Annotated in this window: 7 protein-coding genes; 4 read left to right on the forward strand and 3 right to left on the reverse strand. The window is 75.7% G+C overall.

The window, feature by feature from the left end; genetic code table 11:
- Nucleotides 1-108: 108 nt before the first annotated feature.
- Nucleotides 109-1,488 (forward strand): GH1 family beta-glucosidase, encoded by a 1,380-nt coding sequence (locus tag AB0L34_RS31130; protein ID WP_363708916.1) that lies wholly within the window; start codon nucleotides 109-111, stop codon nucleotides 1,486-1,488.
- Nucleotides 1,489-1,568: 80 nt separating this feature from the next.
- Nucleotides 1,569-2,615 (forward strand): LacI family DNA-binding transcriptional regulator, encoded by a 1,047-nt coding sequence (locus tag AB0L34_RS31135; protein ID WP_363708918.1) that lies wholly within the window; start codon nucleotides 1,569-1,571, stop codon nucleotides 2,613-2,615.
- A gap of 55 nt (nucleotides 2,616-2,670) precedes the next feature.
- On the opposite strand, the gene AB0L34_RS31140 is transcribed toward AB0L34_RS31135, so the two are convergent.
- The gene (locus tag AB0L34_RS31140; RefSeq protein WP_363708920.1) at nucleotides 2,671-3,894 is read right to left on the reverse strand and encodes an acyl-CoA dehydrogenase family protein; all 1,224 of its coding nucleotides are present in this window, start codon (nucleotides 3,892-3,894) and stop codon (nucleotides 2,671-2,673) included.
- Nucleotides 3,894-4,982: a phosphotransferase family protein gene (locus AB0L34_RS31145; RefSeq protein ID WP_363708922.1), complete on the reverse strand. Its 1,089-nt coding sequence runs from the start codon at nucleotides 4,980-4,982 to the stop codon at nucleotides 3,894-3,896. Before AB0L34_RS31145 ends, AB0L34_RS31140 begins: the two co-directional genes overlap by 1 nt.
- A 150-nt stretch (nucleotides 4,983-5,132) precedes the next feature.
- Here AB0L34_RS31145 and AB0L34_RS31150 point away from each other — a divergent pair, with 150 nt between their 5' ends.
- Nucleotides 5,133-5,837, forward strand: a complete 705-nt coding sequence (locus AB0L34_RS31150) for an amino acid-binding protein (protein WP_363708924.1) — start codon at nucleotides 5,133-5,135, stop codon at nucleotides 5,835-5,837.
- Between the two features lie 118 nt (nucleotides 5,838-5,955).
- Nucleotides 5,956-7,017, forward strand: coding sequence for a GNAT family N-acetyltransferase (locus AB0L34_RS31155; protein WP_363708925.1), 1,062 nt, complete (start codon nucleotides 5,956-5,958; stop codon nucleotides 7,015-7,017).
- Between the two features lie 57 nt (nucleotides 7,018-7,074).
- Here AB0L34_RS31155 and AB0L34_RS31160 read toward each other — a convergent pair whose 3' ends face one another.
- Nucleotides 7,075-8,640, reverse strand: coding sequence for an aldehyde dehydrogenase family protein (locus AB0L34_RS31160; RefSeq protein WP_363708927.1), 1,566 nt, complete (start codon nucleotides 8,638-8,640; stop codon nucleotides 7,075-7,077).
- Nucleotides 8,641-9,115: the final 475 nt, after the last annotated feature.

The raw sequence follows: 9,115 nt of genomic DNA on the forward strand, positions 1-9,115 counted from the left end.
TGTTGGGCCGGTGCCCGCCCACCGGGGGGTTTTATTGGAGGCGCCCTACCTTTCTTTACAACCCCCCCCCCCCCCGGGGGGGGGGGGCCCCCCCCCCCCCCCCCGCCGTTGACCTTCCCGCCCGGCTTCCTCTGGGGCGCGGCGACCGCCGCGTACCAGATCGAGGGCGCGGCGGCCGAGGGCGGCCGGACCCCGTCGATCTGGGACACCTTCAGCCACACCCCCGGCCGGGTGGTCGCCGGGCACACCGGCGACGTGGCCTGCGACCACTACCACCGGCTGGGGCCGGACGTCGCGCTGATGGCCGAGCTGGGGCTGAGGTCGTACCGGTTCTCGGTCTCCTGGCCCCGCGTGCAGCCGGGCGGCTCCGGCCCGGCCAACGCGGAGGGGCTGGACTTCTACCGGCGGCTCGTCGACGAGCTGCTGGCGCACGGGATCGAGCCCTGGCTCACCCTCTACCACTGGGACCTGCCGCAGCCGTTGGAGGACGCGGGCGGCTGGCCGGCCCGGGACACGGCCGCGCGGTTCGCCGACTACGCCACGCTGGTCGCCGACGCGCTCGGCGACCGGGTGCGCTACTGGACCACGCTGAACGAGCCGTGGTGCTCGGCGTTCCTCGGCTACGGCTCCGGGGCGCACGCGCCGGGCCGCTCCGACGGGGCGGACGCCGTCCGGGCCGGGCACCACCTGATGCTCGGCCACGGCCTCGCCGTGCGGGCGCTGCGCGCGGCCCGGCCGGCCGCCGAGGTCGGGGTGACGGTCAACCTCTACCCGGTCACCCCGGCCAGCGACACGCCCGCCGACGTCGACGCCGCGCGGCGCATCGACGGGCTGGCCAACCGGTTCTTCCTCGACCCGCTGCTGCGCGGGTCGTACCCGGCGGACCTGACGGCCGACCTCGCCCGGGTCACCGACTTCGGGCACGTGCGCGAGGCCGACCTGGCGACCATCGCCACCCCGCTGGACCTGGTCGGCGTCAACTACTACAGCCGCCACGTCGTCGCCGCCCCGGTGGCGGGCGCCGAGCCGGAGCCGTACCGGCGGGCGCCGTCCTGCTGGCCGGGCAGCGAGGACGTCCGCTTCGTCACCCGGGGCGTCCCGGTCACCGACATGGGCTGGGAGATCGACGCCCCGGGCCTGGTGGAGACGCTGCGCCGGGTCCACGAGGAATACACGGACCTCCCGCTCTACGTCACCGAGAACGGCTCCGCCTTCGTCGACGCGGTGGTCGACGGGCGGGTCGACGACGTCGACCGGGTGGCGTACTTCGACGCCCACCTGCGCGCCGCGCACGAGGCGATCGAGACCGGCGTTCCCCTGCGCGGCTACTTCGCCTGGTCGCTGATGGATAATTTCGAGTGGGCCTGGGGCTACACCAAGCGGTTCGGGATGGTCTACGTCGACTACGACAGCCAGGCCCGGATCCCCAAGTCCAGCGCCAGGTGGTACGCCGAGGTGATCCGACGCAACGGTCTGGCCGCACAATAGGCGAGGGCCAGCCAGCAACGGGCGGCCCGGCAACCACCCGGGCCGGGGCCGGGGCCGGCCCGCCGTCGGAGGAGCAGACGATGACAACGCAGCGCACCCGGTCGCTCGGGCGCCCGACCCTCGACGCCGTCGCCGCCCGCGCCGGCGTCGGCCGCGGGACGGTCTCCCGGGTGGTCAACGGCTCACCGCAGGTGAGCCCCGAGGCGCGCGCCGCGGTGCAGCAGGCCATCGCCGAGCTGGGGTACGTGCCGAACCGTGCCGCCCGCGCCCTGGTCACCCAGCGCACCGACTCCATCGCCCTGGTCGTCTCCGAGTCCGGCGACCGGGTCTTCACCGAGCCGTTCTTCGCCGGCATCGTCCGGGGCGTCAGCTCGGGGCTGCTGGAGACCCCGTTGCAGCTCTGGCTCGCCATGGTGCAGTCGCCGATCGAGCGGGAGCGGGTCGAGCACCACCTGACCAACCAGCACGTCGACGGGGTCCTGCTGCTGTCGCTGCACGACTCCGACCCGCTGCCCACCCTGCTGGAGGAGCGCGGCCTGCCCACCGTGCTGGGCGGGCGGCCGGCCCGGATGCTCCGTCCCGGCGCGCAGCCCGCGTACTACGTCGACGTGGACAACGTCGGCGGCGCCCGCCAGGCGGTGGAACACCTGGCCGGCCGGGGGCGGCGGCGCATCGCCACCATCGCCGGCCCGCAGGACATGGGCGCCGGCCTGGGCCGCCTGACCGGCTACCAGGAGGCGGTCCAGGCCGCCGGGGGCCGGGTCGACCCCGACCTGATCGCGTACGGGGACTTCAGCGAGGGCAGCGGGGCGGCCGGGATGCGCCGGCTGCTGGAGGTCCGCCCCGACCTCGACGCCGTCTTCGTCGCCTCCGACCTGATGGCGTTCGGCGCGCTGCGGGCGCTGCGCGAGGCGGGCCGGCGGGTGCCGGAGGACGTGGCGGTGGTCGGCTTCGACGACGCCCCGATCGCCCGGCAGTCCGACCCGCCGCTGACCACGGTCTTCCAGCCGGTGGGGGAGATGGGCCGCCAGATGGCCCGCCTGCTGGTCTCCCGCATCCGCGGCGAGAACCTCCCGTCCCCCCACCTCCTCCTGACCACCACCCTCATCCACCGCGCCACCTCCTGACCCCCGGCCCGCGCCGTTGATCATGAAGTTGGAGCGCGGTGGGTGGGTGGGTGGGTCAGGGCTGGGGAGGGGGGTAGCGGCGGAGTTCGCGCCTGGCGAGGCTGGCGCGGTGCACCTCGTCCGGGCCGTCGGCCAGGCGCAGGGTGCGGGCCTGGGCCCAGAGGGCGGCCAGCGGGGTGTCCTGACTGACGCCGGCGCCGCCGTACGCCTGGATGGCCTTGTCGATCACCCACTCGGCCATCGCCGGCGTGGCGATCTTGATGGCCTGGATCTCGGTGTGCGCGCCCTTGTTGCCCACGGTGTCCATCAGCCAGGCGGTCTTGAGCACCAGCAGGCGGGCCTGCTCGATGCGCACCCGCGACTCGGCGATCCACTCGCGCACGACGCCCTGCTCGGCCAGCGGCCGGCCGAACGCGACCCGTTCGGTCACCCGCCGGCAGAGCAGTTCCAGGGCCCGCTCCGCCATGCCGACCAGCCGCATGCAGTGGTGGATCCGGCCGGGGCCGAGCCGGGCCTGGGCGATCGCGAAGCCGGCGCCCTCCGCCCCGACCAGGTTCTCCGCCGGCACCCGGACGTCGGTGAAGTCGATCTCGGCGTGCCCGCCGTGCGGGGCGTCGCTGTAGCCGAACACGGTCATGCCCCGGCGCACCGTGACGCCGGGGGTGTCCCGCGGCACCAGGATCATGCTCTGCTGGCGGTGCCGGTCGGCCCCCGGGTCGGTCTTGCCCATCACGACGAAGATCTCGCAGGCCGGGTCCATCGCCCCCGACGACCACCACTTGCGCCCGTTGACCACGTAGTGGTCGCCGTCCCGGGTGATCCGGGTGGCGATGTTGGTCGCGTCCGAGGAGGCGACCTCCGGCTCGGTCATGCAGAACGCCGAACGGATCTCGCCCTCCAGCAGCGGCCGCAGCCAGCGCTCCTGCTGCTCCGGCGAGCCGAACTCGGCGAGCAGCTCCATGTTGCCCGTGTCCGGCGCGGCGCAGTTGACCGCCTCCGGCGCGAGGTGCGGGCTGCGCCCGGTCAGCTCGGCCAGCGGGGCGTACTGGAGGTTGGTCAGCCCGGCGCCGTGGCGCGGGTCGGGGAGGAAGAGGTTCCACAGGCCGCGCCTGCGCGCCTCGGCCTTCAGCTCCGCCAGCACCGGCGGCCGTGCCCACGGGTCACCGGCGGCGGCGACCTGCGCGGCGTGCACCGGCTCGGCGGGATGGACGTGCTGTTCCAGGAAGTCGGTCAGCTCGGCCCGCAGCGCTTCCGTTCGGGCGTCGTACGCGAAGTCCATCACTGCTCCCCGGCGGCGGTCAGCCCGTGCTCGACCAGCGGTGCCACCATGTCGCCGATCCGGTCGAAGCCCTCGCCGAGCGTCTGCCCGAGCGTGTGCCGGTAGTGGATGCCCTCGCAGATCACCGCGAGCTTGAAGCAGCCGAGCGCGACGTGCCAGTGCAGCGGCCCGACGTCGACGTCGCCGCGCCCGGCGTACCGCTCGATCAGCTCCGACCCGGTGGGGAAGCCGGCGCGCGGGCCGAGCCCGTCGGCGACCGGGTTGCCGGCGGCCGCGTCGCTGCCGCCGAGCACGTCCCAGTAGGTCAGCAGCAGCCCGAGGTCGGCCAGCGGGTCGCCGAGGGTGGCCATCTCCCAGTCGAGCACCGCCCGGACGGCCACCGGGTCGACGGTGGCGAGGAGGTTGTCCAGCCGGTAGTCGCCGTGCACGATCCGGCCCGCGTTGGCGCCCTCCGGCGCGGTGGCGGCGAGCCGGTCGCGCAGCTCCTCGATGCCGGGCAGCGGCCGGCTACGGGAGCGGTCGAGCTGGCCGGACCAGCGGCGGACCTGCCGGGCGAGGTAGCCCTCCGGCCGGCCGAAGTCGCCCAGCCCCACCGACGCCGGCTCGACGGCGTGCAGGGCGGCGAGGGTGTCCATCATCGCCATCGCCAGCTCCCGCCGCTGGCCGGCGGTGAGCGGGTCGGTCTGGGCGCGGGTGCGGAACACCTCGCCGCGTACCCGCTCCATCAGGTAGAACGGCGCGCCGATCACCTCGGGGTCCTCGCACAGCAGCAGCGCCCGCGGCACCGGTACGTCGGTCGGCGCCAGCGCGGAGATCACCCGGTGCTCGCGCGCCATGTCGTGCGCGGTGGCCAGCACGTGCCCGAGCGGCGGGCGGCGCAGCACGACCTCCTGCCCGCCGGCGTGCAGCAGGTAGGTCAGGTTGGACCTGCCGCCGGCGGTCAGCCGGGCCCGCAGCGGACCGTCGGCCAGCTCGGGCCGGTGCTGCGCCAGGTAGCCGGCGAGCCGGTCGAGATCCAACCCGCGGGGCGAGGTGGCGGGGGCGGGGCTGTCTCCCGGCCCGTACGCGTCGACGGCCGGCTCGGTCATCCGACTAGTTGATGGCAGCTCCGTCAGGTTGTCAAGGTCGGATTTGATCCTCGGGACATGCCGCTGCAACAGGGGCGAAACGGCCGCGGGTCAGGCTGGTGCCCAGCCTGCCGGCCAGCGGTGCCGGCCCGCCGAGCGGAGGGTTCAGACATGTTGCTGCGAGTTCGGGTCACCCTGCCGGACCGTCCTGGCACGCTCGGTCAGGTGGCGCGCACGATGGGCGTGTGCGGCGCGGACATCGTCCAGGTGGTCGTCCTGGAGCGGCTCGGCGGTCGGGCGGTGGACGACTTCACCGTGGTCTGGCCGGGCGCGGCGCGGGTGGAGCGGCTGCTGGCCGGCCTGGCCGCGATCCCCGGGGTCAGGGTGGACGGGGTGTGGCGGGCGATCGGCGCGCCCACCACCACGGGGCAGGACGCCGAACTGCTGGCCCAGGTCGCGGCGAACCCCGCCGAGGGGGTGGCCACCCTGGTCGACGCCGTGCCCGGGCTGCTCGCCGCCGACTGGGCCGTGGCCGCGGTGGTGCCCGTGGACTGGGCCGCGCGGACCGGCACCACGGGGGAGGCGACCGTCGGCTACGCGAGCTGGCGCGCACCCGTACCGGCGCGGCTGCCCGAGGTGACCCCGCTGCGCGCCCGGGCGACGACCGCGCCCGACGGTGGACACTTCGCCGTCGCGCCGTTCGGCCGGGCCGGCCTGGTGCTGGTGGTGGCCCGCGAGCGCACCGGGACGCCGGCCGCGGCGGGGTTCCACGCCACCGAGGTGGACCGGTTGGCGCAGCTCGTCCGGGCCGGCGCGGTGATCCTCGGCGACCGGCTCGACCTGGTCGGGGCTCCGCCGGCGGCGGCGAACCCCTGAGCCCGGCCCGCCCGGCGGTCACCGTGGCGCAGGTCGCGGCGGCCGATCCGGGCCGTCACCCCGGGGCAACCGGCCCGCAACAGCCGGCGGCGAGGGTCGTACGGGAAGGGAGGCAACCATGACGTTGTGGCGGATCCGGGCGACCGTCGACGACCGGCCGGGCTACCTGTCCGTGCTCACGGCCAGCCTGGCGTTGCGCGGGGTCAACATCCTCGCCGTGCAGGTGCACACCACCGAGCGGGGCGCGGTCGACGACTTCCTGGTCGACGCGCCGGACGCGCTCGACGAGGCCGACCTCGTCGCCGCCGTGGAGCGGGGGCGGGGCCGGGACTGCTGGGTCGCGCGCAGCGAGGCGCGCGGGCTGGCCGACCAGCCCACCCGGGTGCTCGGCCTGGCCAACCGCCTCGTGCGGGATCCGGACGCGGCCGGGGAGGCGCTGCGTGCCCTGCTCGGCGCGGACACGGTCACCTGGCGGCCCGCGCCGGCCGGCGCCGGTGCCGGGATCACCGGCACCACCATGCTGCTGGCCGACCCGGGCGGCGGCGCGTTCACCCTGCGCCGCGCCGCCCCGGACTTCACCCCGGCCGAGTACGCCCGGGCGCAGGCCCTGCTGGAGCTGTCGGCCACGGCCGCACGTCGGGCCGCCGAGCAGGTCACCCTGGTCCTGCCCGACGGGACCGAGGCGGCCGTACGCCCGGCGGGTGCCGACGACCTGGCGGGCGTGGTCGAGCTGCACGAGGCGTGTTCGGCGCGCAGCCGGTTCCGCCGCTACCTGGGCGGCGCGGCGGCGCCCTCGCCGGCCCGGCTGCGCCGGCTGCTGGAGCCGGCCCGGGGCCTGACCCTGCTCGCCACGGCCGGCGGTGACGCCGGGGCGGCGGAGAGGGTGCTGGCGATGGCGAACCTGCTCGCCGAGGGTGACGAGGCGGAGGTGGCGCTGCTGGTCCGCGACGACTGGCAGCGGCGGGGGCTCGGCTCGGCCCTGCTGCGTCGGCTGGTCCGGCACGCCGACCAGGCCGGGTACGCGGCCTTGGTGCTGCACGTCCACGCGGAGAACGCCCCGATGCTGCGCACCGTGCGGCGGCTCGGCCGGCCGACCCCGACCGAGCGGGACGGTGGCCTGGTGACCGTGACCGTCCCGCTCGCCGCCGGCGCCCCCGTGCAGGGATGGGCACCGTGTTGACGCCTCCGCTGCGGGAAGCCCCCTGCCAGGCGTCGACAGGGGGCCCTTCCCTACACCTCAGGTCGTCGGGTAGCTGCTGTAGTCGGGGAAGTTGCCGTAGAGGCGGCCGCCGCCGCCCTGGGTGACCGCCTGCACCAGCAGGTCGCCGCCCACGAAGGCGCCCTTCCAGGACGCGCCCCGGCCGCCGAACGGCTCCTCCCGGTCGCCCCGGGAACGCGGCTTGTTGATGCCCACCTTGAACGCCTGGAGGTCCACCGCCAGCTTCCCGGCCAGCTCCTCGTCGTCGCAGGCCAGCGAGGCGACCAGCGCGCCGTTGGAGGCGTTCATCGCGGCCAGCAGCTCGTCGGTGGTGTCCACCACCACGATGGTGTCGACCGGGCCGAACGGCTCGGCGTGCATCAGCCGGGACCGGCCGGGCGGGGCCAGCAGCACCGACGGCGCCACGTACGCGGACGTGTCCTGCCCGTCCAGGAACGGCGCGCCGGCGAGCTTGCCCCGGTGCAGCGGCACCGCGCCGCCGCGTACCGCCTCGTCGACCTTGCGGCGCAGCTCGTCGGCCTTGGCGGCGCTGATCAGCGGGCCGAAGTCCAGCTCGGGCAGCGGGTCCCCGGCGGTCCAGTCGTCGCCGACGGCGAGCGGGTGTCCGAACCGGACCGAGCGCACCACCGGCAGGTACATGTCGAGGAACTCGTCGACGAGGTCCCGCTGGACCACGAAGCGCGGGTACGCGGTGCAGCGCTGCTTGCCGTACTCGAAGCCCTTCTTGAGGTGCCCGGCGAGCAGGTCCCACTGCGAGAAGTCCCAGATGCCCCAGGCGTTGAGGCCCTCCTGCTCGATGAAGTGCCGCTTGTCGGAGTCGAGCAGCGCGGCGGCCACCTTGCCGCCGTTGGAACGGCCGCCGACGAACGCCACCGCGCCGACCTCCGGGGCCCGGACGAGCACCTCGGAGAGTTCCTCGCCGCCGCCGGACACCAGCGTGGCGGGCAGCCCGGCCCGGCGCATCAGCGCGTGCGCGACGGTGAGGCAGACCGCGCCGCCCTGCGACGGGGTCTTGGCGATCACCGCGTTGCCGGCGAGCAGCTGCACCAGCTCCGCGTGCACGAGCACGCTCATCGGGTAGTTCCACGACGCGATGTTGCTGACCGGTCCGGGCAGCGGCTCCCGGCCGTCGGCGAGCATCCGGTCGATCTCGCCGACGTACCAGCGGACGCCGTCCAGCGCCCGGTCCACGTCGGCGCAGGCCAGCCGCCACGGCTTGCCGATCTCCCAGACCAGCAGCAGGGCGAGCAGGTCGCGGTGGGCGGTGAGGGCGTCCAGCGCGTCGGTGACCCGGGCCTTGCGCTCGGCGAGCGGGGTGTCGGCCCAGGCGCGGTGCGCGGCGGCGGCGTGCGCGACCGCGGCGCGGGCGGTCTCCGCGTCGAGGCGGGGCAGGTTGACCAGCACGGTGTTGTCGACCGGGGTGCGGACCGGGCTGGGCGTGCCCACCGCGTGCCAGTCGCCGCGCACGAGGTTGTGCAGCGTGGTGACGCCGTCGACCGGGGCGCCGAACGCCTCCGGCGCGGCGGCCACCGCGCGGGCGAGGGTGTCGGACCAGGCGGTGCCGTCGGCAAGTCGTAGAGCCATCGCGATCTCCTCAGGGTGTGGCCGGGGGAGCGGCGGCGTCGATGGCACCGCTGGTGTCGCGTACTGTCGCGCGCCGGAAAGCGGCGCGGCAACCGTACGTTCGTATGCCGGAACGCCCGGCCCGCGCCCGACCGGCCGTGGCGCGACCTCCCGTCCGCCGACCACGCCCCTGAGCAGGTCGTACGCGGACAATCCATCCATAGGCCTAGATGATGTGATGAACGTCCGGGCGGCGCCGACCGGGCCTGCCGTCAGTGCTCGTCGGAGCCGGCGGGCGCCACGCCGGGCGCGAGCGGTTCCGGCGGCTCGACGCGCCGGCCGTCGAGCCGGAAGTGGCGCCGGCCGACGGGCGCAACGGCGGCTGGCCGGACCGAAACGGCGAGCTGGGCCCGGGCGCGGGGGGCGGCGGGCGGGGGGGGTGGTGGGGGGGTTAGGGGGTGTCCGGGGATGTGGGGGCGACGCGGGGGCGGCGACG

The organism is Micromonospora sp. NPDC052213, assembly GCF_040679695.1.
In the GTDB taxonomy this organism is placed as follows: Bacteria; Actinomycetota; Actinomycetes; order Mycobacteriales; family Micromonosporaceae; genus Micromonospora.

Bases quoted from the DNA above. Each gene is read 5' to 3' on its own strand.
- AB0L34_RS31135 (WP_363708918.1), top strand. From the start codon at position 1,569: ATGACAACGCAGCGCACCCGGTCGCTCGGGCGCCCGACCCTCGACGCC.
- AB0L34_RS31140 (WP_363708920.1), bottom strand. From the start codon at position 3,894: ATGGACTTCGCGTACGACGCCCGAACGGAAGCGCTGCGGGCCGAGCTG.
- AB0L34_RS31145 (WP_363708922.1), bottom strand. From the start codon at position 4,982: ATGACCGAGCCGGCCGTCGACGCGTACGGGCCGGGAGACAGCCCCGCC.
- AB0L34_RS31150 (WP_363708924.1), top strand. From the start codon at position 5,133: ATGTTGCTGCGAGTTCGGGTCACCCTGCCGGACCGTCCTGGCACGCTC.
- AB0L34_RS31155 (WP_363708925.1), top strand. From the start codon at position 5,956: ATGACGTTGTGGCGGATCCGGGCGACCGTCGACGACCGGCCGGGCTAC.
- AB0L34_RS31160 (WP_363708927.1), bottom strand. From the start codon at position 8,640: ATGGCTCTACGACTTGCCGACGGCACCGCCTGGTCCGACACCCTCGCC.